The organism is Nitrobacter vulgaris (assembly GCF_002028545.1).
GTDB lineage: Bacteria > Pseudomonadota > Alphaproteobacteria > Rhizobiales > Xanthobacteraceae > Nitrobacter > Nitrobacter vulgaris.
The window spans coordinates 149314-174162 of the sequence record NZ_MWPQ01000040.1 but is presented as its reverse complement, the minus strand read 5'-3'; the positions used below and the strand labels follow the sequence as shown (position 1 = coordinate 174162).

Here is a 24849-nt window from a genome sequence, read left to right as displayed (position 1 = left end):
GGAGCCGGCTGTGACCCAATGGATCTTAATCGGGCTCGGTGCCCTCATCGTCGTACTGACCATCGTCAGTTGCTTCGGCCTGCTGCCTTCGCTGCGGATCGTTCCCGACGACACGCGTTTCGATTTCACGCGCTTCCGCCGCATCAGCTTTCCGATTTCCGCCGTGCTTTCGATCGTCGCGATCACGTTGTTCTTCACGCATGGCTTGAATTTCGGCATCGACTTCAAGGGCGGCACGCTGCTCGAGGTGCAAGCCAAGACGGGCGAGGTTGACATCGCGGCGATGCGCTCGACGCTGAACGGTCTCGGCCTCGGCGATGTCCAGCTTCAACAGTTCGGCGGCCCGACGGAAGTTCTGATCCGCGTCGCAGAGCAGCCGGGCGGAGACGCCGCACAGCAGGCTGCGGTGCAGAAGGTGCGCGGCGCGCTGGGCGACAGCGTCAACTATCGCAGAGTCGAGGTGGTCGGGCCGCGCGTGTCCGGCGAACTCCTTGCCTACGGCATGGTCGGCCTGATGCTGGCGATCCTCGGCATCCTGATGTATCTCTGGTTCCGGTTTGAGTGGCAGTTTGCGCTCGGAGCCATGGTCGCGAACGTCCATGACATCGTGCTGACCATCGGCTTTATGTCGATTTCGCAGGTCGACTTCGACCTCACAAGCATCGCGGCGCTTTTGACAATCCTCGGCTACTCGCTCAACGACACCGTCGTTATTTACGACCGGATCCGCGAAATGCTGCGGCGTTATAAGAAAATGCCGATGCCCGAACTGCTCAACGCGTCGATCAACTCGACGCTTTCGCGCTCGATCATCACTCACGTCACGGTGACCTTGGCGCTGGTCGCTTTGCTGCTGTTCGGCGGACCGGCCATCCACAGCTTCACCGCGGTGATGACCTTCGGCGTGGTGCTGGTCGGCACCTACACCTCGATCTTTATCGCGGCTCCGATTTTGATCTACCTTGGCGTCGGTGAGAGCCGTGCCGATGTCGAGGAGAAGCCGGCCAAACCCGAGAAGCCGGCTAAATCGCAGAAGCCAGCAAAGCCGTGAGTGCCGACCCGCCGGGCGTGCCGCATCTTCCGCGGCCGGCCGTCATCGAGGCTTATGGCAACGGTGGCTTTCGCTTCGACACCATGTCGCATCGCGGATCGCTGCTTTGCCTGCCGGACGGCGTCTGGGCGTGGCCCGTAACGCGCGCGGATGACATCGACCGTCATGCGCTGGCGCGTGTGTTTGCGGGCTCGCCTCTAATCGATACGCTGTTAATCGGTACCGGGACAGAGGTCTGGCTTGTTCCCACCGAGCTGCGCACAGCCCTGCGCCGCGTTAACATCGGAGTGGACACCATGCTCACGGGACCGGCGATCCGGACTTACAACATCATGCTGGGCGAACGGCGCAGAGTCGCGGCGGCGCTGATAGCCGTTCCATGATTTCCTCCCGCCATCGGCAGCGCCTGACGGCGCTGATAGCCGTTCCATGACAAACGCTAAATCAAGGCAGCTCCTGACGGCGTGATCGCCGTATAGTGGCAAGCGTCATGTTGATGAGCTCCCTATAGGTGAAAAACTCTAGCGCGCATGATTGTGGTGTCATGAACGGTACAACGCAGAACACGTCCGCGGCGTTTTGTGCGGAACTCGTGCGAACTCATGACTTCGACAACTATGCGACGACTTTGTTCGCACCGCTCCGGTGTCGTCGTGCTCTGCTGGCTCTCTATGCTTTCAACGTGGAGATCGTCAGGGTACGAGAGCAGATCACCCAGCCGTTGCCGGGCGAAATCCGCCTGCAATGGTGGATCGATATGGTTAGCAGCACTGGACATGGGGGCGTTGAAGGTAATCCAGTCGCGGCAGAACTTTTGCTAGCGATCCGGGATCATGGTCTGCCGGTCGAGCTGTTGTCGCGACTGATCGAAGCGCATCAGTTCGATCTTTACAACGATCCGATGCCGGACATGACGGCGTTAGAACGATACCTCGGCGATACATCGTGCGCGCTGTTTTCGCTCGCCTCGCGCGTCGTCGGACACCGATCGGAGGAGGCGGATCATCTGGCGCGACACGCTGGTCTCGCGGACGGTATAGCGCGGGTTATCGCCAAGTTCGGTTTTGACGTTTCGCGGCGGCAGTCGTATGTGCCGCTGCCGTTGCTGGAGCAGCACGGCGTCGATCTGGAACAGATGTTCGCGGGCCGGGACACGTCTTCACTTCGCGTGGCCATTGGCAAACTGGCCGATGAAGCACGATCGCATCTGGAGGTGGCGCTGGGTCTACTGCCCAATCTGCCGCCGCAGTCTCGGGGTGTCTATCTTCCACTCGCGCTTGCGCGTCGCGCGCTGAACGATGTCACCGGCCCTGACATCAATCCCTTTGTGCCGCGGCCCGTATCGCGGCTGCGTATCTTGTGGACCATGTGGCGGGCATCGCGCACTCGGCCGTTTCGCGGTTGAACGAGGTCAGGACGGCAACGCCCGGTCGGTCGATTCGAAGTTGAAGCGGTCTCGAAGGTTTTTCCGGCTACCCAGGATGTCGCGGAAGAATTCACGATCTTCCGGACTAGTGATCAACGGCTCAATCAGATCGATCTGATTCATTGCGATGAGTTGCAGGATTTCGGTACGCACTTTGCCGCCGGCACCGCGTGGAAGGCGCGAAACGACCTGGATGTGCTCGGGGGGTTTCGGCTCGTTTGCAGCGGCGAGCGTGGAACGCAACCGCGCTTCGAGCCCGGGCAGGTCTGCCTCGACAAAGGCGTAAAGTCCGACACCGCTGCGGCGGTCCGCGAAGGCAACAATGGCGGCATCACGGACCGCAGGATTTTCCCTGATGCGCGCGACCAGCACAGGAGCATCGTTGACAAGACGTCGGCCCCCGCCTTCGCGGTCGGTGAAACTGAACAGGCCGCGCGTGACGGCTTGGTAGACCTTTTTGCCGGTCATCAGCCAAATGCGCGCAATGACCGACTTTCGCTCAAGTAACTTACGCTCGCGTGGCGTCAGGGCGTCGGGCGCATAAGTGCGTTTGTGTTTGAGAAGGTGCCGCAGGTCTTCGTAAGCAGCGATGCGAAACAGGCGTGATCGTCGTTTGAAGCACGCGGCGAGCTGGAAGTCCGTCAGATAGGCGTTGCCTTCGTTGCCGCGCAGCCAGTTCTGTTCCTTGGCAAGATCATTGTGACATATGCCGGCGCGATGCAACTTGCGCAGCGCTGCCTTGGCCGATCGGAAGTAGGATAGGTCACCGTGGGGTCTGGCGAGATGCAGCGCCACGCCATCGATGAAGTCTCGTACCAATGCGCTGCGGCCGCTCCACAAAAGTTTTGGACCGACGCCGAGATCGCGAGCGAGTGTCAGCGCCTTACGTTCCCGCTCGAACAAATGCCTCGCCACAAGGTGCGACCACCAGGGCACCTGATCAAGGCGCCGCAGCACCGCGTTGATCTCGCCGGAGGCTGTCCGAAGCCGCCCGCGCTCCACGGTCGAAAACACGTCGCGCTTCAGCAGGACTCCTTCAGTCCAGCTCGTGGACAGGAATGCTGCGTCCTGCTTTGGAAGTGACATGAATGATCCTGGAGATGGCGTGTTGAACCTATGCCGCTGCTGCCGGACGAAGTGCATTCGCGATCCAGCGATCGAGGTCCGACAGCGCGCGCGCGCAGATCGCCTGTTTTTTTGCGATTGCCTTTTCGTTGCCGCGCAAACGAGTGCCGTCCGGCTTTTTGTTTGGTGGACTAGCGAGCGGGGGAAACAATCCGAAATTGATGTTCATTGGCTGGAACGAGCGTGGTCCCGCGTCAATGGTCTCGATATGGCCGCCCGTGATGTGGCCGAGCAGAGCACCCAACGCTGTGGTCTGCGGCGGGGCTTCAAACGTATGTGTCCGCGCATCCGCGGCGGCATAGAGTCCGGCTATGAGTCCGATAGCGGCGGATTCCACGTAACCTTCGCACCCGGTCATTTGTCCCGCAAAGCGCAGCCGCGGCTCGGCACGCAGCCGTAGCTGGGTGTCAAGGAGCTTCGGCGAGTTCAGAAATGTGTTGCGATGCAAGCCGCCGAGGCGGGCAAACTCCGCGCCTTCAAGACCAGAAATGGTACGGAAGATGCGAGTCTGCGCGCCATGTTTCAGTTTGGTCTGAAAGCCAACGATATTGTAAAGCGTGCCCAGTCTGTTGTCCTGGCGCAGCTGGACGACGGCGTAGGGCTTGGTGGTGGGATCGTGCGGATTGGTAAGGCCTACCGGCTTCATCGGACCGTAGCGCAGAGTTTCGCGGCCGCGTTCGGCCATGATCTCGATCGGCAGGCAGCCGTCGAAGTAGGGGGTATCGGTTTCCCAGTCTTTGAAGTCGACCTTCTCGCCCTCAAGCAGCGCGTCCACAAAGGCGTGATACTGCGCTTCGGTCAGCGGACAATTGATGTAATCGGCGCCGCTGCCGCCCGGACCAGCCTTGTCATAACGAGACTGGAACCAGGCTTTCGACATATCGATGGAGTCGCGATGAACGATTGGCGCGATTGCGTCGAAAAAGGCGAGCGCGGATTCGTCGGTCAATGCGCGGATCGCGGCGGCGAGAGGGGCCGAGGTGAGGGGACCCGTGGCGACGATGACGTTGCTCCAGTCCGCGGGCGGCAAGCTATCGATTTCGGCACGGTCGATCTCGATCAGCGGATGGGCGTCAAGGGCTTCGGTGACCGCAGCGGAAAAGCCATCGCGATCCACTGCGAGCGCGCCGCCTGCCGGAACCTGATTAGCATCGGCGCAGCGCATGATCAGCGACCCTAGCTGGCGCATCTCGGCATGTAAGAGTCCGACCGCGTTGTTGGAAGCATCATCGGACCGGAACGAATTTGAACAGACCAGCTCCGCCAGCCCGTCGGTCCGGTGCGCCGCGGTCATTCGGTGCGGTCGCATCTCGTGCAGCATCACTTGAACGCCCTGACTCGCGACCTGCCAAGCGGCTTCCGAACCGGCCAGGCCGGCGCCGACGATATGGACCGTAGCGCGGGAGGATTCAAACTGTGTCATGGGACGAGGGGTAGCGCGTTTTCAAGCCAAAAGGAACGCGTTAGCGCGAGTAGCGGCGACGACACTCTCGTTTCCTTGTATGATCCGCCTTGGATCTGGAACAGAAATGGATGCTGATCCGGCACTTGCAACGCGTGGACGGTATTCACGTCCGGACTTGGTCTGCCAGGAATGCTGACTGTGGAACGCAGCGGCTGCCTCGGTTGGCCAGCGAGCCAGTTCAAAAGCTCCCGACACCGAGACAGCCTTGCGAGAACGAGCGTCTTTCCGTCAATCCGAACTATCGAAGAACCGGTGCTTGCGCCCGTATGGGGGCAACAAGACGGACGGGAAATCGGCCGCGTAGCGTTTTTCTTTCTCCGTTTCCGGAGGCTCGTGTGCTGACGAGGTTAAAGGGCTCTCGATCGCTTTACGATAGAGATGCCACGTCGCATGACCCAGCAACGGCATGACGATCGTGAGGCCGAGGAAGAAGGGAATCGACCCGAGCGTCAGCAGGACAACAACGATCAGACCCCATTCCGCAGCTGCGATCGGATTCTTCGCAACCACGCGCATTGACGTCAGCATGGCGTCGCTCATGTCGGCGTGTTGATGAAGCATTAGCGGGAACGACACAATGCTGATGCACAGCGCGACGGCCGCGAACAGGAACCCGACGCCGACGCCGATCATGATCATGCGCCAGCCCTCGGACGTGGCGAAGACCTGCGTGAAGAAATCGGGCATTGCCGCTGCCGGAGTGTTACCGAAGGTGGACACGTAGATCGCGTGAGCCACTGCCACCCACACGAAGAAAATGACCAGGAGCAAGCCGCCCAGTCCAAGCATCGATCCAAACGACGGCGCCCGTAGCACTCCGAACGCGTGCCAGGCGGAGGCTTCTTGGCCGAGCTCGCGGCGATAGCTCAGTTCATAAAGTCCTAGCGCCGCAAATGGCCCAATCAGGGCAAAACCGGCGGCGACCGGAAACAGGAGCGGCAGGACCGAGTAGCCAAGCGCTATTCGCGCTAAAACAATGCCAATTATGGGATAGATAACGCAAAGGACGATGGCGTGGCTGGGAACCGCCTTGAAGTCTTCCCAGCCCAACCTCAACGCATCGAGGAGGTCGGGTAAGCCGATGTGACGGACCACAGGTCTGTCTGCGCCGGCCATTCCCGAGTGTGACGTAATGTCAACAGGATAAGTGGCCATGTTCGTTGTCTCCCTTTCGCGGGTCGATCTCTGGCCGCCGGAAGGCGCGAGTTCGCCCCTTCGGAAACGATCACGATCAAGACCAGACGCAAGGGCAAGCAACCTGGTCTTGCCGCGACCTGTAAGACCATTCTAATTCCGATCTGCGATTTTAGTTGCTCACGGTTGAGTGAATTTTGATGTCACTCTGCGCCGGGTGACCGGCATGCCGGCACACGTTGGTTCGACTGCCTGCCGTTTTTGTTGTTGCAGCGGAGCGTGCAGGTTTGAATACAACTGGTGCCGAATGCGCTGCCAGCATGTCCGCATTGGCAAGCCACAGTGAGCCGGTTACTCTTTTGGCGATCCGGCGGAAATAGACGCGAGGTTCCGCCGCGAATTTGGTTCAAAGACTGAAGCAATTGGGAGCGGCACAATGAGCATATTTGGAAAGATCATGAGCGCCGTCTTCGGCACGCACGCCGAAGCGGCAACACCGACAGGTGAGGCGGGTAGCGGTGCTGCGCCCTCGTCGGAGGGCTCGGCATCGAAGGGCGTCGATGTCGCGGCCATTCTCGACAAAGCCGTCACCGCCAAGAAGGAAAAGCTGGCATGGCGGACCTCGATCGTTGATCTGATGAAGGCGCTTGATGTCGACTCCAGCCTGAGTGCTCGCAAGGAACTGGCGAAGGACCTGAAATACCCGGGCGACACCAACGATTCCGCGGCGATGAACGTCTGGCTGCATAAGCAGATGATGGCTCAACTGGCAGCTAACGGTGGCAAGTTGCCGCCCGACATGAAGCACTGATGGGATAGAAGAGCGCATCTGGACGGTCCGCTGATGGACACGTCGTCTCGATAAGAGAAAGGCGTGCGTTTTGATGAGGCTGCGAACGCATGCGTTAGACGCGGCCTCATTCCACTCGGTCGGCTTCTTCCGGATGCTTGTCGAGATAAGCGGCCACGAACTCGCAGCGGGCTGCGACCTTGAGGCCCTCAGCCCGGATCAGCGTCAGCGCGCCCTTCACCAACGTCGAGGCGATGCCACGGCCACGCAGTTCGCGTGGCACTTCTGTGTGAGTGATCACGACCATACCGGGCGCAAGGCGGTACTTTGCGAAAGCAACGCCGCCTTCGGCTTCAAGTTCAAACCGGCTCAGGGCTTTGTTGTCGTAGACGGCGGTCATGCCTGAGACGGGGCCTCGCGCCTTCTCACAAATTAGGCCTCAGCAGATCGGCATAGTCCGGATGTTTCTCGAGCCACGCCTTCACGAAGGGGCATTGAGCGCTAGCCCTGAATTTATCCGCGCGCACCTGATCCAGCGCGCCCTTCACCAGCTCTGAGCCGATGCCCTTGCCTTCGAGTTCGGGCGGCACCTTGGTGTGCGTGAAGACAAGAACCCCGTCCAGAAATCGATAGTAGGTTGCAGCGATATGCCCGTCCACTTCGAGTTCGTAGCGATGCTTTTCCATGTTGTTGACGACTTCGGACATTTCACAGCCTTTGTTCTTTATGCCTGAGAGGCAACATTCAAAGTTTTAGTGGGCCAGTCAACAGCCGCAGAACACCTGCGGCCCGTCATTTCTGCGCTATTGCTCGCCTTGGATGATGCCAGACCACGCTTGGATGAGGAGGGTTGGGTAAAGGCGTGTCAGCCGAAGTGCAACCCGCAGATTTGGACCCTTTGGTGCTGCGGTGCTGCCGGCGGACCCCGGGTCGCGCTATTTGGCCGCGGTTGGCTGGACAAGACCTCGGCGGGATGGCATCAAACCAGTCGGAATGCGAACCCTTGCGGAGGGTCCGTGAAACTCCCGCGACGGATTTGCGGCAATGAAGCAGTTTTTCCTCAAACTCTTTACCTGGTGGAACAGCCAGACCTTCGGTACGCAGCTTTGGACCGCGCGATTTGGCGAACTGGTCGGCAAAGACAGCCAGGGTAACTGCTATTACCGGACGCGCGGCGGGAAGATCGACCCGACGCTTGGCTTCGAGCGGCGCTGGGTGATCTACAATGGCCTTGCGGAAGCCAGCCGCATTCCGCCCGAATGGCATGGCTGGATTCATCACATCGTGGATGTTCCACCTACCAAAGAGAACTATCAGCCGCGCGAATGGCAGAAGCCGCATGTGCCGAACATGACCGGGACGCCGGCAGCCTATCGGCCGTCCGGCTCGACGCTGGCGAGCGGCCGCCGTCCGAAGGCGACCGGCGATTACCAGCCCTGGACACCGGGGCACTAGAAAAACCGGCATCAACGCGGTGATGCCGGTCATGCGAGCCGGTTTTGCGAGCAAGCGCTGTCAGCGCTTGGTGCCCGCGAAAATGCCGCTGCCGAAATAATTGTTGTCTCCCGAAATCCCAACGCGCCCACCCATTTCGCCGACCGGGCTGCTCGGACCCTGGAAGAAGCTGCCTTGCAGGGTCATGCTACGATTGTTGTTGTTACCGGCGATCATACCGCCGAAATTGCGTGGGTCGTTGTCAAAATTAACGGTGCCGGAATAGTTGGTGTTGTCGAGATTGGTCACGCTCACCGCACCGGTGCGCGCTCCAAAATCAACGGTGTTCGAGAACCCTCCGGCGACGAAGCCTGCATTATTCACGTTGGCGATGACGTGTCCGGTATAGGTTGCTTGGCCTATCGTTGGGACGTCGCTGATGCTGCCCACTGGCCGGCCGGCGACCCAGGTGCCCACGAGGACTTCGCGCGGGGTTTGGGTGTTCGGATTGGTACTCGTCGATTCAACCGACCAGAAACCCCAGCGCGTATATTCGCACTGACAGGGCGTCAGGTTCGGAATTGCGCCGTTGACGATCTGGCTGGTGGCTGCGCCGTTGGCTGACACCATCACGCCGTTAACCGGTACGCCGTTGACAACACTGTTGTTGGGCGTATTCGCGTAGAAATTGTTGTAGTCTACGTAAGCGCTGTTGGCCGGGCCGCTCGATCCTTTCGACCCGAACTCGAACAGCGCGTGAATTGTGCCGGCAAGCTGCGTGAACGGATTTCTCGAGTCGAACGCGTAGATATCCAGGTTTCCCTGTACGCGATTATTGGCGGCGTCGAGGGTGATTTCGGACGTGCCACTTACCGGTCTCATCGTGGGCTGGTTGTCGTTGATGACGTCCACTCCGCCGACATATCCGCGCAGCGTCACCGACGGCCGGGCGTTGGGCGGGGGCGTGTTGTTGTCCGTCGGTAGAGAGTTGTGATTGTCCGGCGGTGATTTGTCCGTAAGCTGATCCTGTGCGATCTGTTGCACCGCCTCCGCCTGATTGGAGATCTGGATCGACTGGGTGAAAGCTGATGAAATCGCGCTGAGTTGCTCGACAATAGGGGGCGGAGCGGGCGTGGGAGGAGCACCCGATCCGGTCACCATTCCGTTGGAGGATCCTGTCGCTCTTTGCGCAGCCGTCGCAATATTCTTCGCCGATGCCGCGCCTGCGCGTACGCCGCCCGTTTGACCGGCCGCGCTCTGGAAGATAGCGATCTGCTGCTGCACGAACCCTGGCGGCGGTAGGTCGGGCGGCGTTGGGGGGGCACCGGCTTGTGTCTGTGTGAACTCGCCGGCGCCCAGCGCGACGGACCGGCCACCGGACGTGACGGTCATTGTGCCATAGCCGGAATAGATGCCGCCTTTTCCGTCAGTCATCATCACGCCGCCACGAATGCCGATCAAAGCCGACGCGGTCTTGATCTCGGCATCGCCGTTGTGGCTGATCTGACCACCTACGAAACGCAGCGCGCCCTTGCCGAGAGTTGCCGCCAGCTTGCCGGTGTTGGCTTTCGGGTCATAGACGTATTCATCGATTGTGAGGTCGCTGTTCGGACCGATGGTCATCGAGGTCTTGTCGAGGAACAGCAACTGCACCGAGCCGCTAGACTTGGTCTGGATGTGTTCCTTGTGGGCGATCGATTGGCCGATGACGATGGTCTTCAGGTTGGCGGTTGCGGCGGGGTTGACTGCCGATGCAGTGCCGACCTGCTGAGCCTGCGCCGTTGCGCCCCCGAGCGCCAGCGCAGCCGCCGTCATCGCGATATAAAGCCCCTCCGTCCGGCTCATGGCAATTCCCGACACTCAAAACTGACAAATCCGGGGCAAGTATACCCTTGAATAATCGGAATGCGCCAACCCCCGATCCTCTCAAAAACCCTATACGAGCGATTGATCGCGTCTGTTGCTGTAAATCCACGCTGAGCACCTGCATCCTCAGAACCTGCGGAGTGGGGCGTGCTACTCGCCTTGCGGGTGGTGCCGATCCGGCACTAAAGGGGACCGCGGTTCGACCCTCGGTGTCGTCTGCATCTGCGTTCCGCGCGACCAGTTACTCGATGGGGAAAGCGCACTGCAGCAGCCGTCAGTGGACGCGGAGCAGGCCGCCCTTTCCCCGCCGCAATCGACGTGTTAACCGGATGCGGCGAGCGGCTCGGAGCCTTTAATCCCTGTACAATGGTCCGGCCCTGATTCGAGCCTCACAAAGCCGCGCATGATGTTTCGAACTATTGTTATAGCCGGTTGTGCAGCTTTTGCGAGCGCTGCCCTCGTCGTTGCCGCGCCTTCTGCGCGCGCCCAAATTGGTAATATTTTTTCAGACTCCCCGCCGCGTCCGCCCGGCGCGATTCCACAGGGTCAGGTCGCGCCTGAGGACGACGAGGAAGAAGTGCCCGACTTGCCGCAACAAGGACGGGTGCTGCCGGCGCCCATGCATCCTGCGCCGGGGCAAGGTGCTCCACCGCCCGGCCCGGTTCAGTCCCAGCCGCTGCCGCCGCCGCCCGGCACCACCGTGGTTCCGCAGAATGCCCCAAGTGGCAATGCTCCAGGTGGCGTAGCCGTCGCGCCGCCTTCACCTCCTAAGGCTCCCGAACAGAGTTCCACGCGACCGGCGCCGCCAACGCCGGCCACGCTGCAACCCGGCGACGAGGTCGTCACCGAGGCCCCGGCCGAGAAGGTTGTGAACAAGAAGGCGGCATTTTCCGGCCTTGACAAGATCACCGGCCGCATCATCCATTTTGATGAGGATGTCGGAGAAACAGTGCAGTTCGGCGCGCTGCGGGTGAAGACCAACGCTTGCTACACGCGGCCCGCGACCGAGGCCGCTAATACTGACGCCTTTGTCGAGGTCGATGAGATCACGCTTCAGGGCGAGGTGAAGCGGATTTTCTCCGGCTGGATGTTCGCGTCAAGCCCAGGCCTGCATGGCGTTGAGCATCCGATCTATGACGTCTGGTTAACCGACTGCAAGGATCCGGAGACGACTGTTATCGCCGCGCAGCCGGATGAGCCGAAGCCCGCGCCGCCTTCGACCAAGCGCCCACGGCCATCCGCGCGCCAGTCGCGTCAGCCGGCACCGCCATCCCAACCGGCGCCATCGCCTCCGCCACAACGGCAACCGCAGGGCAATCCTTCGTTCCCGCCATTCGGGCGATAGTCCTGAAAGCCTCAACTACGGTTGGCCGGCCGGGAGGCAATTTTGGGTGGCTCTCTCGTGATCCGTCCGTTGCTAACAATTTATTCGCATCTGAGGGCCTATTGCTCCGATCGGCCCGTTATCGTCGGCGATTCGAAACATTGCTAATCAGCCCATACGAGTGCCGCAGCCTAATTTTCTGGAGCTACTTACGATGCGTTTCATCGAGAATCTGCGAATCGGCACAAAGCTCGCGATCACATCGTTACTCAGCGTCGTTATGGTTGTCGCACTGATCTATGCTCAGATGAGCGGTAGCGATGCGGTGCGCCAAGCTAACGAGAAAGCAGGAAATCAGAATCTGCTCGCAAAGAAAGGCATCGAAGCGAAATCATCGACTCGCGGCATGATAATCGGAGTCCGTGATATTCGTCTCGCAAGCACGCGGGCGCAGCTGCTGGCTGCACAAGAAGATGTCGTTAATCATTACAAGGCTGCACGGGGATTCATCAGTGAAGCCCTTAAGCTTTCGAAGTCGGCCGAAAACCGTGCGAGACTTGAGAAGATGAATCAGCTTGCCGACCAGTATCTGAACAATGCGGCCAAGCCGATTGGCGCAGCACGCGGCGAATTGCTGGAGATCGAAGCAAAACAGGGTGCCGACATGAAGGCGGATGTCGGCGCAGGGCTTGCCAAGCTTGAGAATGAGGCTGTCCGACTGACGAAGGAAGTCGCCCTACCGACAGCGAAGGAGTTGGCCGAAGTCTCGGAGAAGGTCGTCGAGTTCGCCACGGGGCGCGTTGAAGAGGAAAAAGCAGCGGCGGCACGCGAAGGAGCGTCGGCTGAACGGATCTCGATGATGCTCGGTGCCGCGGTTGCACTGCTGCTAATCGGCGCCTGCGTCTTGTCGATCGTCACTATTGCCAAACCGATCTCGGCGCTGACCAAATCCATGCTGGAACTGGCCGAAGGCAATTTCTCGGTCGTGCTGCCAGGACTTGGCCGCAAGGACGAAGTTGGCGCCGTCGCTGCCGCCGTCGAGAGGTTCAAGGTCGTGTCCGAGCAGAAGGCTCGCGAGGAAGCCGAAGCGAAGAGGAATCAAGACGAGATTGCCACCCAGCAGCGGAAGGCCGACATGATCAAGCTGGCCGATTCGTTCGAAGCTGCCATAGGCGAGATCGTGGAAACAGTCGCGTCCGCCTCGACCGAACTGGAAGCCTCGGCCAGTACGCTGACTTCCACAGCCGAACGGGCCCAGCACCTGACAACGACGGTTGCGGCTGCTTCCGAGGAAGCATCGACCAACGTTCATTCAGTTGCCGCCGCAACCGAAGAGTTGGCATCGTCCGTCACCGAGATCGGCCGTCAGGTGCAGGAATCAGCGCGCATTGCGAATGAAGCAGTCGACCAAGCCCGTAAAACCAATGATCGCGTCGGTGAGCTGTCTCGTGCCGCGGGCCACATAGGAGAGGTCGTTGAGCTGATCAACACAATTGCAGGTCAGACAAACCTGCTTGCCCTCAACGCCACTATCGAGGCGGCTCGGGCGGGCGAGGCTGGCCGGGGCTTTGCGGTGGTTGCTTCCGAGGTGAAGGCGCTCGCCGAGCAGACCGCGAAAGCCACCGGCGAGATCGGCCAGCAAATTTCAGGCATCCAGGCCGCGACGCAGCATTCGGTCGATGCCATCAGGGAGATCGGCGGCACGATCGAGAAGCTCTCGGAGATTGCCTCGATCATCGCGGCAGCGGTGGAAGAACAAGGGGCTGCGACGCAAGAAATCTCGCGGAACGTGCAGCAGGCCTCGCAAGGGACCCAGCAGGTATCTTCCAACATTACTGACGTACGGCGCGGTGCGACGGAAACAGGCACAGCCTCGTCACAGGTGTTATCGGCGGCGCAGTCACTGTCCAGTGACGGAAACCGGCTTAAGCTCGAAGTCGGGAAATTCCTGAATTCAGTTCGAGCTGCGTAAAGACACTGGCACGCGCTGGGCGCGCCAAAGGCGTTTCAGTGCGGTCGATGGCAAGTGCCGAAGATGTCACCCGCGGCTGGCGATGATCCGGAGCGCTTCGGCGCCTGGTACCGGCTGGTCAAGCGGCAGCGTCCCGAAATCGGCGTCGCCTTCCAGCGCAACATCCAATAAGGCCCGGTAACGCCGGCGCGGGATTTCAATTGCACCGAATCCGCGCAGATGGTCGGTCACAAATTGGGTGTCGAGCAAGACGAAGCCTCCCGCGATCAATCGGGCGACCAGATGCACGAGCGCAACCTTCGACGCGTCCCGCACGACATGGAACATGCTCTCCCCAAAAAACGCGCGGCCGAGCCTGACGCCATAGAGGCCGCCCGCGAGTTGGTCATTTTGCCAGACCTCGACACTGTGACAATGGCCGAGTTCGTGCAGACCTACATAGAGTTCGCGAATACGACGGTTGATCCAGGTATTGTCGCGTCCAGGTTGTGGCGCGGCGCAGCCATCGATCACCGCGTCGAAGGCTGTATCGACGGTCACGGTGAAACTGTCTGATCGGACGGTGCGCGCGAGCCGCGACGGGACTCGGAAGCTCTCAAGCGGAATGACGCCGCGCATCTTCGGCTCGACCCAGAAGAGCGTCGGATCGTCGACACTTTCCGCCATCGGAAAAATGCCGCAGGCATAAGCGCGCAGCAGCAATTCGGGCGTGATCTCGGACGAGGCGGTCTCGCGGGACATCCAGAGTCTTATAGCAGAGCTCTAAGTCTACCGCGTCGATAATCTGCTAAAGCGCGTCCAAAAGTTCAGACTGTTTGCCAACAGATCCCGCTCGAACAAGCGGATACTGCACAGTGTTTTTGATCGCGCTATTTGCCTTGCCTGCAGTTCGCTTCTAATTCTGTGGAAACGAATTGAGCGCCGTTTTGAATCAGACGCCAGGTGCAGGCGCGTTTGCGGTTTGGTGCTGCCGTGCTCAGGCCGCGGTCGCAGATAAGGGTTCTGTGACTGGTGGAATTCCCCGGCGGAACCGCAACACGATACGCGTGCCTGCATGGGCCGGATCGCGTTCGGCTTGAGCGTCGAGCTTCTGCGCCATTGCGGAGACGATCCGCTGGCCCATCCCGGTCGAGCGCGGATCGGTCTTGGCATTGAGGCCAACGCCATCGTCGGCGATTGACAGCACGACATCATCCCCATTGGTCGCGAGTTCGACGTGGATGGGGCCGGGGCCATCGGGATAAGCGTATTTGACTGAATTCATCACCAGTTCGTTGACGATGATTCCGATGGCCACGGCACGGTCGGGATCGATCTCGATCGGTTGGGCCTTCAGGTCGAGACGTGACAGCTGGTTGCCTTCGGTGGAACGTCGGAGGTCCTCGAGCAGAGCTTCAAGATACTGGTTGAGCAGGACGCTCTTCAGGTCGTGTGAGGTATAAAGCCGACGATGCACCTGCGCCACTGCTGCCACCCGTCCCATTGCATTCGTAAGGGCGGCCTTGATGTCTTCCTCGGGGCTTGAGCTGGCTTGCAGGTGAAGCAGCGACGCGATGATCTGGAGGCTGTTGCCGATGCGATGATTGACCTCGCGCAGCAGCATCTCGCGCTCGGCGGCTAGCGCCGCATAGCGGTCGCGCGAGGCGCGGACCTCGGCTTCAGCCTCGTCGCGCGCTTTTCGAACGAGCGCTTGCCGGATCGCCACTTCAGCCGCGAGGTGCAACAGCGGAACGAATTCGCCGAGCGTATCTTTGACAAGATAGTCGGCAGCACCCGCTTTGAGCGCGGTCACTGCGATTTTTGAGTCTTGCGAGGCGGTGACGAACACCACGGGGGGCGCGTCGGGAATTGCCAGAATTCGTCTTAGTGTTTCCAACCCGTCCAGGCCAGGCATGTATTGATCGAGCGCTATCACATCGATGCCGCCATGCGCGATGCGTGCGAGCCCGGATTCACCGTCGGGTGCATGCTCCACGCAAAATCCATGGCGCGTCAGGCCGCGCTCCACCAGGCGAGCCAGCGCCTTGTCGTCATCCACGTACAACAGGGTAGGCTTGACTTTCATGGAGCGGCCTGAGGTACCTGGATGATGGAGAAAAACAGACCGAGCTGCCGGATCGCGTTGGCGAAACTGTCGTAGTTCACCGGCTTCGTAATGTAGACGCTGCATCCGAGTTCGTAGCAACGCTTGATTTCCTGAGAATCGTCTGTTGTCGTCAGCACGATTACTGGTGCGCACTTTAGAACTTTGTTTTCCTTCACGCGCCGCAGGATATCGATTCCGGTCATGTCAGGCAGATTAAGGTCGAGCAGGATGAGCAGCGCCTCTCCCTTATGAGGCATACCGTTGCCATCCGCCCCAAACAAGTAGTTGACGGCTTCCGTACCGTTGCTGAACGGCTTGATCTCATTATTGACACCGGAACGCCGAATATTGCGCTCAATCAGCCGGGCGTGCCCTTCATCGTCTTCGATCATGATGATGGTGACTGGCGTGGTCATGATTGTTTGTCCCGGTTGGTGCCGATCCATGCGACAGGAAGCGTAACGGTAAATGTGCTGCCGGTATTCAGCTCTGACGAGACCGATATGGTTCCTCCGAGCCTTCGCACCAATGCACGGACGTGTGCGAGACCGATACCCTGGCCCGGCCGGTCCTGCGGTCCCGCCCGGCGGAACAGATCGAAAATACGCTGGTGATCCTTCGGATCGATGCCGCGGCCGTTGTCTGTGATCTCAAAAATCGCGAAACCGAGCTTACGCCGACCTCGGATAGCAATATCACCGGGAACATTAGATTTGAGGTATTTCAAGGCATTGTCGATCAAATTGGAGAAAATCTGTTCGATCGCGATGCGGTCGCTGACAATATCCGGCAATGGTTCGACCCGGATCTGAGCGTTGGCCTCGGCGGCCTGATGCGCCACGGTGGATGCAATGCTCTCGATCAGGTCGCGCATGGTGATCGCAGAGGGATGAAATTCGCGACGGCCCTCGCGGGTGAGGCTGAGGATCGCGCTGATCAGCCGGTCCATCTTGGCGATCGACGACTTGATGAACCCGAGCGCCTCGGTGAAATCCTGCGACAATTGCTTGTCCGGTTCGTCGAGAACCGGTTCGGTGGCGGCCGCTGAATCTTCCGTCGCCGGAGGCGGGAGGCCGCCGGGCCGGCTCAGGTCCGCGATCCGTTTGAAGAGGTCGCCGCGCAGTTCCTCGAGCTCGCTGGTGAAACCCATAATGTTGACCAGCGGCGAGCGCAGGTCGTGGCTGACGATATAGGCGAAACGCTGGATTTCCTCATTGGCCTCGCGGAGGTCGCTGGTGCGTTCCTTGACGATGGACTCGAGATTGAGATTGTTATCGCGCAACTGGGCTTCGGCGACGTCGCGCGCGCGGCTTGAGCGTCGCACCAGGAAGATCGACAGCCCTGCGAACACCACGACCAGTCCCGAACCGATGCTGGTGATCGATGCCGAGAGCGACTGGCTTGCATCGGCCGATGTCACCCGCGCCGAGAACAGGCGACTTTCCTCAGCCCTCATCTCGCTGGCGAGGTTACGGATATGCCCCATGGTGTCACGGCCGGCCTCCTGGCGCGCGATCTCGGCAGCTTCGTTCTGCCGGTTCGCCAGCGTCAGGTCGATGCCCCGCCGCAACTGTTCGATCCGTTGATAGGTCTGCGGGATCATCTGCTGGAGCCGCTGCTGCTGATAGGGATTATCGATCGTCAGCGTCTTGAGCCGCTCGATACTCGGCGAAATCTGGCTGCCCGCTTCCTCGAAGGCGCTGCGGAATTCCGGCCTCTGCGTCAGCAGGAAGCCGCGCTGCGCGCTTTCGGCGCGCCGCATCTGCAACAGGGCCAGCGAGATTTCATTCTCGATTTCCATGCTGTGCAGAACCCAGCGTGCGTCGTGGCGTGCCTTGTTGACAAAATAGACGGACATCGCACTGATCAGCGTCAGAACCACCAGACCTGCCGTCAGCAGGATCAGCTGGCCAAGCGCAGTGCGTGACGATCTGGTGGACGTCACCGTGATCGCATCATGTTCGGATCGAGACAGTCTGAATCGCCCCCGCGCGGTTACCAGCTATTTGCTAAACGTCTCAATCCGCAGTCGGTTCCGCACTTCTGCCCTACATAATTTCAGTCCGGGCGGAGTGGGTTCAGGCTCCTGTCAGACCGCCGCTGGAGAGGTACTGCTCCAGCCAATGGATGTGGTAGTCGCCGTCGATAATGCTCGCCTCGCGAACCAGCGCCCGGAACAGGGGCAAGGTGGTCTCCACACCATCCACAACCATCTCGTCGAGTGCTCTGCGCAACCGCATCAAGCATTCGGCGCGCGTCTTGCCGTGAACGATCAGCTTGCCTACCAGCGAGTCGTAATAGGGCGGGATCACATACCCCTGATAAACGGCGGAATCGATCCGGACGCCGAGTCCGCCCGGCGGATGAAATTGCGTGATTTTGCCGGGGGAGGGACGGAAGGTGACGGGATTCTCTGCGTTGATGCGGCACTCGATCGCGTGGCCGCTCACGACGATTTCCTTCTGGGTGGCGGGAAGGTCGCCGCCGGCGGCGATACGGATCTGCTCCAGCACCAGATCGATGTCGGTGATCATCTCGGTGACAGGGTGCTCGACCTGAATGCGAGTGTTCATCTCGATGAAGTAAAACCTGCCGTCCTCGTACAGGAATTCGACAGTGCCGGCGCCGCGGTACCTTATCTCGCTCATGGCACGGGCAACGGTTTCGCCGATCTTGTTTCGGGCTGCCGCCGTCAGCGCAGGCGAGGGGCCTTCTTCCCAGACCTTCTGGTGGCGCCGTTGCAGCGAGCAGTCGCGTTCTCCCAGATGAATGGCACCGCCGCGGCCATCGCCAAGCACCTGAATTTCGATGTGACGCGGCTTCTGCAGATATTTCTCCAGATAGACGGAAGCATCGCCGAACGCCGCTCGCGCCTCGTTCCCCGCGGCCGAGATCGCTATCATCAGGTCGTCGGCTGTCTTGACGATCTTCATGCCGCGCCCGCCGCCGCCGGCGGCCGCCTTCACCAGTACGGGAAAGCCGATCGCCTTGGCAATCGCCATGGCGTCGTCGTCGGGACCGATGCCGCCATCGGAGCCCGGGACCACCGGAATGCCGAGCCGCTTCGCGGTCTTCTTGGCTTCGATCTTGTCGCCCATGAGGCGAATGTGCTCGGCCTTGGGACCAATGAAATGCAGGCGATGGTCGGCGAGAATTTCGGCGAAACGGGCGTTCTCAGACAAAAAACCGTACCCGGGATGTACCGCATCGGCGCCAGTGATCTCGCAGGCTGCCAGCAGCGCCGGGATGTTGAGGTAGCTGTCCTTCGTTGGCGGCGGTCCGATACAAACGCTTTCGTCCGCGAGCCGGACATGCATGGCGTCGGCGTCGGCGGTGGAATGTACCGCCACGGTCGCGATACCGAGCTCCTTGCAGGCGCGCAGGATGCGCAGGGCGATCTCGCCGCGATTGGCTATCAGGATTTTGTCGAACATTACTGCGTCCGCGGTTCGAACGGCGTCATTCAATGATGACCAGCGGCTCGCCGAACTCGACGGGCTGGCCATCCTCGACCAGAATCTGCGTGACGGTGCCCGACCGCGGCGACGGAATCTGGTTCATGGTCTTCATGGCTTCGATAATCAGCAGCGTCTGACCTGCGGCGACCTTGGAGCCGACCTCGATGAAGGGCTTGGCGCCGGGTTCCGATGCCCAATAGACCGTTCCGACCATTGGCGAAGGAACCATGCCCGGATGCTTGCTGATGTCGGCGACGCTCGCAGCCGGCGCGGCGGCAGGGGCGGGCGCAGCCTGATAGGCGGCCGGTACTGCCGCCCCGACGGTGACATTGCGTGCGACACGTACGCGAAGTCCGTCGCGCTCGATTTCAATTTCCGTGAGCCTGGTCTCGTCGAGCAGCGCAGCGAGCTCGCGGATCACATCGCTCTCCTCGCGCGGTTCGTTGCCGGTTTTGATTTTTGTAGGTTCTCCGGGCTGGCGGGACATGATCTCGATCCGAAACTTTCTGGGAAAATGACTGATATGTCAGGGTTACTTTTTCGACGAGCTCACCGCGCCGATTTTGGCGGCAAGGCCATTGATCGCTAGTCGGTAGCCATCAATCCCGAAGCCGGACAGGCTTGCGAACGCGGCTTTTGCCGTGAAGGAATGATGTCGGAAGTCCTCGCGCGCATGGATGTTGCTGATATGAACTTCGACGGTCGGAATTTTGACGGCAACGAGCGCGTCATGAAGTGCAATAGAGGTGTGCGAGTAGCCGCCGGCGTTGATGACGATACCGGCCGCCTGTTTTGCATGAGCCTCATGGATGAAATCGATCAGTTCGCCCTCACGATTTGACTGGCGGCAATCCGCAGCCAGTCCAAAATCGGTGGCCGTTTCGGTGCAAAGCTTTTCGACGTCAGCAAGGGTGGCGCGGCCATAGGTGTCCGGCTCTCTCGTCCCTAGCATATTAAGGTTCGGGCCGTTGAGCACGTAAATCGTTTTGGCCATCTGAATTCCCGAAACGGTCTCCGCCGCTGCGCGCCGGGGTTCGGGTCGTTATATGTAACAAGGGAGCCAAGGGGAAGCCTGAACACTCTCGGATTCGGCTTCAATATACCTCACGCTATTCGCGAGGAATCTTTTAGAACATACGGAAATTATTCGTTAACCAACGTGAACCTGGTACGGAGTGGGCGTCGCCCAGTTGAGCGGTCCCCCGCGGCACGGGTCCAGGATGGAGGACCCGCGCCGCCAATAGGAACTTAGATCAGGCATCCAGAACCGCTACGATCTCCAGGGTGCGCGGGTCCACGACAACAATCTCGTTGCGGACCAAGAAGAACTGATAGCCGCTCCAGGCCGGATAAATGTCAACGATTGCCGTTGGCAGAGGGTAGAAATTCACCGTTCGCGGCACCCGGGTTCCAACCGCAATCGAGAAATTGACATTGGTGACTGGCTGAACCCTTTCGTTCCTGATGACCGTTGTAATCTTGCTGCGTTGTTCGGTCGAAAGCTTGGCGCCGGAACTCGCCTGACCTGTGGTCGTGGTTGACTTCCTGTTGCTGTCGCCAGCGCTCTTGGAAGAGTCCGAATCCCTTCCGGTTCGCTCTGCGGAATTCCGATCGCGATCCTTGGACTTTCCGTCTCGGTCCTCAGCCCGCTGGTTTCGGTTCTCGTCCTTTCTATTGCGGTCCTCGCTCCGCATGTTCTTCTCAGATTTGCCGGGATCACTGCTCTGCGACCGCATGGAGTTCGACCTGTCGTGATCCATGTCGCTCCGAGCGCCTCGGTTTTCATGAGAGGACTTTTCGTAAGAGTCCGTCGGCTTCGCCTGCATGTCGGAACTCGGAGATGGCCGATCGGTCGCGCCGGACGTCGACGGTGCACTTTGCGAAGCGGCTGATCCGCCGCCGGCGCCTTGGCTCATACCTTGCGCGTAAGCAAATCCGGTTCCAGCAATCAACGCCGCAGCGGCGGTTGATACGAGAAAGTGTTTGGTCATCGCTGTCTCCTCAGTGCGTGGGATGCCTTCAACAACGGCGCGATGAGGAGCGATGTTCCGACGCAAACGTGGGTTTCCGGGGATTGTTTTATGAATGCCCGATGAACGGGCGATGGCGCGCGAACGACAAAGCCCCGTTCTACGGAGAGCACTGCTTTGAAGCAGGAGCAAGCAATCAGCAGGAGGCCTTGCCACAACGCGCCGTGTTTATTTTCTCCTTGAGGTTTTCGAGACCCACGGCGCCCACGACGACTTGCTTGCCGATGACGTAGCTTGGTGTGCCATTCATGCCCATGGACTCGGCAAGCTTGAAGTTCTCCTCGAGCGTGGCGCGCACCTCGGGGCTTGTCATATCCTTCTCGATCTTGGCGATGTCGAATCCGGCTTCCTTGGCGGCGGCTAGTGCTCGCGACTTGTCGGCCTGACCGCGGCCACCCAAAAGCTTCTGATGGAAATCGAGATATTTTTTTCCGGTGGGATCCTGCATTCGCGCCGCCACGGCAACCTGCGCAGCCTCAACCGAACTCTGACCAAGCACGGGAAACTCCTTGAGCACGACCTTGAGCTTCTGATCCGACTTCAGAAGTTCAAGCATGTCGATCATCGCGCGCTTGCAGTAGCCACAGTTGTAATCGAAGAACTCGACGAAGGTGACGTCGCCGTTTTTGTTGCCGAGCGTCACGCCGCGCTGCGAGTTGAAAATGGCGTCCGCGTTCTCCGTGACCGCGGACTCATGCTTTAACGCTTCGGTAGCCGCTTGGCGCTTGCCGAGTTCGGTCGAAACCTCTTCCAGAACTTCGGGATGGGCGAGCAGATAGCGTTTGACGATCTGTTCAATCTCGCCGCGCTGGCTGTCGGAGAAGCTCTGAGCTGACGCGGCGGGCGCTGCACCGAACGTGAGCGCAAGAAGGGCGGGAGCGAGAAAACGGAGAGAGGACATTGTCAAATCCTTTGAAAGGGGCAGCGTGGCGGAGCCGTCTAATCTTTCTTGTCCGGGAGCTTGGCTGAGACGATGTCATCCGCCTTGACCCATCCGGGAGTGCCGATTGCGAAACGGGTTTTTGCGCGTGATGCGAGTTCTCGCGCTGTCTTGTTGTCGCCGCGCAGAAACGCGGCCTGAGCCGATGCCAAATCGGCTTGTGCATAGTCGCCCTTGCGGCCGTAAGCTATTGCAAGCTGCATATAACCGAGCGGGGCCTCCGGCTCTCGTGCCAGCGCTGCCCGCAAAATTGCAATGGCTTCGTCGGCATTCGCCTTGTTATTGGAGGCCACGAGCGCCTGACCCAGCAACATTTCGATGAGCGGAGCGTTTTGCGAGAGCTTTACGGCTAGCCGCAGCGGCGCAATGGCCTCCGCGGGACGGCCTCCCTCGAGCAGGGCCTGCCCACGCACCTCGTGGAAATAGGGATTTTGGGGTTGCTGCTTGATAAGCGCATCGATTTGCTCGATGGCCGAGCGAAGATCGCCATGCAGATACGTGCTGATAGCATGTGCATAGCGGGCGGGCAGGCTGGTGTCGGACCGCGGATAGCGCCGGTATACCGTATCATCACGTTCCATGAACGCCGATATCTTGGCTCGTACCATGTCGTGGCGCATCTGCAGCGCCGGATCGTCCTTCTTGTCCCAATTGGGACTTGTCTTAACGAGTTCCGCTAGCGCGGCGACGCGGTCGGCCGGCATCGGATGCGACTGCACGTACGGATCAGCGCCGTGCGCAGCAAACAGGCTTTCGTCGGTGAATCGCTTGAAGGTTTCGTACATCCCCCGGGCGGATTGCCCGGTGGCGTTGAGGAATTTCACGCCAGCGCGGTCGGCGTTTTCCTCCTGCTGGCGCTGGTAGCCCAACAGGCTTCGGCGCGCGATCTCCTGAGGTGCGCTGATTGCGGCCGCGCCGATATTGCTGCCGGCGCTGTTGCTTCCGCGGCCGGCCCCGGCGGCGAGAGCGCCGGCGCCGAGAAGCATTGCGATGATGAGTTGAGTCTGGGTCCGAGCAAGCTGCTCGCGAAACTTGGACAGATGGCCACCGGCGAGATGTCCGGTCTCGTGCGCGAGCACGCCGATCAGCTGGTTCGGCGTGATCGATTGCATGATCGCGCCATAGTTCACGAAGATGCGGCGGCCGTCGGCGACGAAGGCATTGAATGACTTGTCGTTGATGATGACCATCTGAATGTTGTGCTTCTGTAACCCCGCCGCGTTCAGGATCGGCCGCGTATAGTCGCGCAGCAGTTGCTCCGTCTCGCTGTCCCGCAACATCGGCAGTCCGCTGGATTGCTGCGCATGGACCGGAATAGAGGTGCTCGCGAGCGCGCAGGCGGTGACCAGCGTAATCAGCTTCGAGACACGACGTCGTGCGGAGGTGAGGGGCCGCCGGGTCATCTCTTCTTTAGTCATTGCCTTCGGAATCATTGGCGCTGGTTCGAATACGTTGTATGTCCTAACAACCCGCCGAATACGGCGGTAACGCGGCCTTCGGTGATCGCCGCAGGCGAAAGCGCATTAACAGATTTCCATGGTCGATGCGACATCGAGAGAGCGGGCCGCCGGCGTGCTGACGGCATCTAGCCGCAGCCAGGTTCCACCCTTCATGGTCATGGACGTCATGGCGGCGGCGGCGCGGATCGAGGCCGGAGGCGGACACGTCATTCACATGGAGGTCGGGCAGCCGTCGGCGCCGGCGCCTCGAACCGCGCTGAACGCGGCTCGTGCCGCGCTGGAGCACGGCCGGATAGATTACACGTCTGCACTCGGTATCCCCTCGCTGCGGCAACGGATCGCGCGACACTACCACGAGTCTTACGGTTGCACGGTCAGTCCTGAGCGGATCGTCGTGACGACGGGATCATCGGGCGGCTTCATTCTTGCATTTCTTTCGATGTTCGAGCCGGGCGACCGCATTGCGGTGACGGTGCCGGGCTATCCGCCGTACCGGCACATCCTGACTGCGCTTGGCTGCGAGCCGGTGCTGATCGAGACATCAAGTGAAAACCGTCACGCACTGAGCGGAGAGGCGCTGTTGTCGGTACACCGCAAGACACCGCTGAAGGGAGTGCTGGTCGGAAGTCCGGCAAATCCGACGGGAACGATGATGTCGCGCGAGGCGCTGACGCATCTGATGACGGCTGCCGAAAGCGAAGGCATCCGCTTTATTTCCGATGAGATCTATCACGGTCTTGATTATGCGTTTCCCGCCGTAACCGCGGCTGAACTGTCACCGCGTGCGCTGGTCATCAACTCATTTTCGAAATATTTCTGCATGACCGGCTGGCGCGTCGGCTGGATGGTCGTACCGGAACAACTGGTGCGGCCGATCGAACGGCTGCAACAGAATCTATCCATTTCGGTGCCGATGCTGTCGCAGATCGCGGCTGAGGCGGCCTTCGCAGGCCGCGAGGAAATGGAGATCGTGAAGCGCGGCTATGAGGAGAATCGCCAAATCCTGATTGCGGGTCTGCCGCAGGCCGGCTTATGCGAATTCCTGCCTGCGGATGGCGCGTTCTACCTCTATGCTGACGTCTCGAAATTCACGACAGACAGCCATGATTTCGCACGCAAGATGCTGGAGGAGGCACACGTTGCCGTGACACCCGGCGTCGATTTCGATCCAGTCCGCGGCCGCTCGTTCTTACGATTTTCCTACGCCCGTTCGGCCGCCGAGATGCACGACGCTGTCGCGCGCATCAGGCGATGGCTCACTTAGGCTGCCCGAAGCCCCACATCCTGT

At 60.2% G+C, this 24849-nt stretch carries 24 protein-coding genes; 8 read left to right on the top strand and 16 right to left on the bottom strand.

Annotated elements, in window-relative coordinates:
- The first annotated feature begins 10 nt into the window (after positions 1–10).
- The 3 genes from secF to B2M20_RS10030 all read left to right on the top strand — a co-directional run bounded on the left by secF (position 11) and on the right by B2M20_RS10030 (position 2456).
- Positions 11–1051, top strand: a complete 1041-nt coding sequence (gene secF, locus B2M20_RS10040) for a protein translocase subunit SecF (RefSeq protein ID WP_079446895.1) — start codon at positions 11–13, stop codon at positions 1049–1051.
- On the top strand, positions 1048–1434 hold the full coding sequence (locus B2M20_RS10035) for an Mth938-like domain-containing protein (protein WP_079446894.1): 387 nt from the start codon (positions 1048–1050) through the stop codon (positions 1432–1434). Before secF ends, B2M20_RS10035 begins: the two co-directional genes overlap by 4 nt.
- Positions 1435–1595: 161 nt before the next feature.
- The gene (locus B2M20_RS10030; protein ID WP_079446893.1) at positions 1596–2456 is read left to right on the top strand and encodes a phytoene/squalene synthase family protein; all 861 of its coding nucleotides are present in this window, start codon (positions 1596–1598) and stop codon (positions 2454–2456) included.
- 6 nt (positions 2457–2462) lie between these two features.
- Here B2M20_RS10030 and B2M20_RS10025 read toward each other — a convergent pair whose 3' ends face one another.
- The 3 genes from B2M20_RS10025 to B2M20_RS10015 all read right to left on the bottom strand — a co-directional run bounded on the left by B2M20_RS10025 (position 2463) and on the right by B2M20_RS10015 (position 6222).
- Positions 2463–3563 carry a serine/threonine protein kinase gene (locus B2M20_RS10025; protein WP_079447034.1) on the bottom strand — a complete coding sequence of 367 codons (1101 nt, stop codon included), beginning with the start codon at positions 3561–3563 and terminating at the stop codon, positions 2463–2465.
- Positions 3564–3591: 28 nt separating this feature from the next.
- Positions 3592–5025, bottom strand: coding sequence for a methylenetetrahydrofolate--tRNA-(uracil(54)-C(5))-methyltransferase (FADH(2)-oxidizing) TrmFO (trmFO, locus tag B2M20_RS10020; RefSeq protein WP_079446892.1), 1434 nt, complete (start codon positions 5023–5025; stop codon positions 3592–3594).
- 270 nt (positions 5026–5295) lie between these two features.
- A complete protein-coding gene (locus B2M20_RS10015) occupies positions 5296–6222 on the bottom strand; it encodes a DUF2189 domain-containing protein (protein WP_079446891.1) in 927 nt (308 codons plus the stop codon).
- A gap of 415 nt (positions 6223–6637) precedes the next feature.
- Here B2M20_RS10015 and B2M20_RS10010 point away from each other — a divergent pair, with 415 nt between their 5' ends.
- Complete coding sequence (locus B2M20_RS10010) at positions 6638–7012, top strand: DUF3597 domain-containing protein (RefSeq protein ID WP_079446890.1); 375 nt, start codon at positions 6638–6640, stop codon at positions 7010–7012.
- 106 nt (positions 7013–7118) lie between these two features.
- Here the strand turns inward: B2M20_RS10010 and B2M20_RS10005 are convergent, their stop codons facing one another.
- Positions 7119–7391: a GNAT family N-acetyltransferase gene (locus B2M20_RS10005; RefSeq protein ID WP_079446889.1), complete on the bottom strand. Its 273-nt coding sequence runs from the start codon at positions 7389–7391 to the stop codon at positions 7119–7121.
- 25 nt (positions 7392–7416) lie between these two features.
- Complete coding sequence (locus B2M20_RS10000) at positions 7417–7698, bottom strand: GNAT family N-acetyltransferase (RefSeq protein WP_079446888.1); 282 nt, start codon at positions 7696–7698, stop codon at positions 7417–7419.
- Positions 7699–8035: 337 nt separating this feature from the next.
- On the opposite strand from B2M20_RS10000, the gene B2M20_RS09995 reads away from it, so the two are divergent.
- Positions 8036–8446, top strand: coding sequence for an NADH:ubiquinone oxidoreductase subunit NDUFA12 (locus B2M20_RS09995; RefSeq protein WP_079446887.1), 411 nt, complete (start codon positions 8036–8038; stop codon positions 8444–8446).
- A gap of 60 nt (positions 8447–8506) precedes the next feature.
- Here B2M20_RS09995 and B2M20_RS09990 read toward each other — a convergent pair whose 3' ends face one another.
- Positions 8507–10270, bottom strand: coding sequence for a FecR family protein (locus B2M20_RS09990; RefSeq protein ID WP_244553483.1), 1764 nt, complete (start codon positions 10268–10270; stop codon positions 8507–8509).
- Positions 10271–10697: 427 nt separating this feature from the next.
- Here B2M20_RS09990 and B2M20_RS09985 point away from each other — a divergent pair, with 427 nt between their 5' ends.
- Positions 10698–11636, top strand: a complete 939-nt coding sequence (locus B2M20_RS09985) for a DUF2155 domain-containing protein (protein ID WP_079447032.1) — start codon at positions 10698–10700, stop codon at positions 11634–11636.
- A 193-nt stretch (positions 11637–11829) separates the two neighbouring features.
- The gene (locus tag B2M20_RS09980; RefSeq protein ID WP_079446886.1) at positions 11830–13587 is read left to right on the top strand and encodes a methyl-accepting chemotaxis protein; all 1758 of its coding nucleotides are present in this window, start codon (positions 11830–11832) and stop codon (positions 13585–13587) included.
- Between the two features lie 66 nt (positions 13588–13653).
- Here the strand turns inward: B2M20_RS09980 and aat are convergent, their stop codons facing one another.
- The 10 genes from aat to B2M20_RS09930 form a co-directional block, all read right to left on the bottom strand.
- The gene (aat, locus tag B2M20_RS09975; RefSeq protein ID WP_079446885.1) at positions 13654–14328 is read right to left on the bottom strand and encodes a leucyl/phenylalanyl-tRNA--protein transferase; all 675 of its coding nucleotides are present in this window, start codon (positions 14326–14328) and stop codon (positions 13654–13656) included.
- A 235-nt stretch (positions 14329–14563) separates the two neighbouring features.
- Complete coding sequence (locus B2M20_RS09970) at positions 14564–15652, bottom strand: sensor histidine kinase (RefSeq protein ID WP_079446884.1); 1089 nt, start codon at positions 15650–15652, stop codon at positions 14564–14566.
- On the bottom strand, positions 15649–16089 hold the full coding sequence (locus tag B2M20_RS09965; RefSeq protein WP_079446883.1) for a response regulator: 441 nt from the start codon (positions 16087–16089) through the stop codon (positions 15649–15651). Before B2M20_RS09965 ends, B2M20_RS09970 begins: the two co-directional genes overlap by 4 nt.
- Entirely contained in the window at positions 16086–17618 is a 1533-nt protein-coding gene (locus tag B2M20_RS09960) for a sensor histidine kinase (protein WP_087881151.1), read from the bottom strand. Before B2M20_RS09960 ends, B2M20_RS09965 begins: the two co-directional genes overlap by 4 nt.
- 133 nt (positions 17619–17751) lie before the next feature.
- Positions 17752–19107 carry an acetyl-CoA carboxylase biotin carboxylase subunit gene (gene accC, locus B2M20_RS09955; protein ID WP_079446881.1) on the bottom strand — a complete coding sequence of 452 codons (1356 nt, stop codon included), beginning with the start codon at positions 19105–19107 and terminating at the stop codon, positions 17752–17754.
- Positions 19108–19132: 25 nt separating this feature from the next.
- Positions 19133–19618 (bottom strand): acetyl-CoA carboxylase biotin carboxyl carrier protein, encoded by a 486-nt coding sequence (accB, locus tag B2M20_RS09950; protein WP_079446880.1) that lies wholly within the window; start codon positions 19616–19618, stop codon positions 19133–19135.
- A 45-nt stretch (positions 19619–19663) separates the two neighbouring features.
- Positions 19664–20125 carry a type II 3-dehydroquinate dehydratase gene (gene aroQ, locus B2M20_RS09945; RefSeq protein ID WP_079446879.1) on the bottom strand — a complete coding sequence of 154 codons (462 nt, stop codon included), beginning with the start codon at positions 20123–20125 and terminating at the stop codon, positions 19664–19666.
- A 259-nt stretch (positions 20126–20384) separates the two neighbouring features.
- Positions 20385–21122: a DUF1236 domain-containing protein gene (locus B2M20_RS09940; RefSeq protein WP_079446878.1), complete on the bottom strand. Its 738-nt coding sequence runs from the start codon at positions 21120–21122 to the stop codon at positions 20385–20387.
- Positions 21123–21297: 175 nt separating this feature from the next.
- The gene (locus B2M20_RS09935; protein ID WP_079446877.1) at positions 21298–22062 is read right to left on the bottom strand and encodes a DsbA family protein; all 765 of its coding nucleotides are present in this window, start codon (positions 22060–22062) and stop codon (positions 21298–21300) included.
- Between the two features lie 38 nt (positions 22063–22100).
- Positions 22101–23504, bottom strand: a complete 1404-nt coding sequence (locus B2M20_RS09930; RefSeq protein ID WP_087881157.1) for a M48 family metalloprotease — start codon at positions 23502–23504, stop codon at positions 22101–22103.
- Positions 23505–23637: 133 nt separating this feature from the next.
- On the opposite strand from B2M20_RS09930, the gene B2M20_RS09925 reads away from it, so the two are divergent.
- Positions 23638–24825 (top strand): pyridoxal phosphate-dependent aminotransferase, encoded by a 1188-nt coding sequence (locus tag B2M20_RS09925; RefSeq protein ID WP_079446875.1) that lies wholly within the window; start codon positions 23638–23640, stop codon positions 24823–24825.
- The last annotated feature ends 24 nt before the right edge of the window (positions 24826–24849 follow it).

Coding starts and splice junctions, on each gene's coding strand:
- B2M20_RS10030 (WP_079446893.1), top strand. CDS start 1,596: ATGAACGGTACAACGCAGAACACGTCCGCGGCGTTTTGTGCGGAACTC.
- B2M20_RS10025 (WP_079447034.1), bottom strand. CDS start 3,563: ATGTCACTTCCAAAGCAGGACGCAGCATTCCTGTCCACGAGCTGGACT.
- trmFO (WP_079446892.1), bottom strand. CDS start 5,025: ATGACACAGTTTGAATCCTCCCGCGCTACGGTCCATATCGTCGGCGCC.
- B2M20_RS10015 (WP_079446891.1), bottom strand. CDS start 6,222: ATGGCCACTTATCCTGTTGACATTACGTCACACTCGGGAATGGCCGGC.
- B2M20_RS10010 (WP_079446890.1), top strand. CDS start 6,638: ATGAGCATATTTGGAAAGATCATGAGCGCCGTCTTCGGCACGCACGCC.
- B2M20_RS10005 (WP_079446889.1), bottom strand. CDS start 7,391: ATGACCGCCGTCTACGACAACAAAGCCCTGAGCCGGTTTGAACTTGAA.
- B2M20_RS10000 (WP_079446888.1), bottom strand. CDS start 7,698: ATGTCCGAAGTCGTCAACAACATGGAAAAGCATCGCTACGAACTCGAA.
- B2M20_RS09995 (WP_079446887.1), top strand. CDS start 8,036: ATGAAGCAGTTTTTCCTCAAACTCTTTACCTGGTGGAACAGCCAGACC.
- B2M20_RS09990 (WP_244553483.1), bottom strand. CDS start 10,270: ATGAGCCGGACGGAGGGGCTTTATATCGCGATGACGGCGGCTGCGCTG.
- B2M20_RS09985 (WP_079447032.1), top strand. CDS start 10,698: ATGTTTCGAACTATTGTTATAGCCGGTTGTGCAGCTTTTGCGAGCGCT.
- B2M20_RS09980 (WP_079446886.1), top strand. CDS start 11,830: ATGCGTTTCATCGAGAATCTGCGAATCGGCACAAAGCTCGCGATCACA.
- aat (WP_079446885.1), bottom strand. CDS start 14,328: ATGTCCCGCGAGACCGCCTCGTCCGAGATCACGCCCGAATTGCTGCTG.
- B2M20_RS09970 (WP_079446884.1), bottom strand. CDS start 15,652: ATGAAAGTCAAGCCTACCCTGTTGTACGTGGATGACGACAAGGCGCTG.
- B2M20_RS09965 (WP_079446883.1), bottom strand. CDS start 16,089: ATGACCACGCCAGTCACCATCATCATGATCGAAGACGATGAAGGGCAC.
- accC (WP_079446881.1), bottom strand. CDS start 19,107: ATGTTCGACAAAATCCTGATAGCCAATCGCGGCGAGATCGCCCTGCGC.
- accB (WP_079446880.1), bottom strand. CDS start 19,618: ATGTCCCGCCAGCCCGGAGAACCTACAAAAATCAAAACCGGCAACGAA.
- aroQ (WP_079446879.1), bottom strand. CDS start 20,125: ATGGCCAAAACGATTTACGTGCTCAACGGCCCGAACCTTAATATGCTA.
- B2M20_RS09940 (WP_079446878.1), bottom strand. CDS start 21,122: ATGACCAAACACTTTCTCGTATCAACCGCCGCTGCGGCGTTGATTGCT.
- B2M20_RS09935 (WP_079446877.1), bottom strand. CDS start 22,062: ATGTCCTCTCTCCGTTTTCTCGCTCCCGCCCTTCTTGCGCTCACGTTC.
- B2M20_RS09930 (WP_087881157.1), bottom strand. CDS start 23,504: ATGACCCGGCGGCCCCTCACCTCCGCACGACGTCGTGTCTCGAAGCTG.
- B2M20_RS09925 (WP_079446875.1), top strand. CDS start 23,638: ATGGTCGATGCGACATCGAGAGAGCGGGCCGCCGGCGTGCTGACGGCA.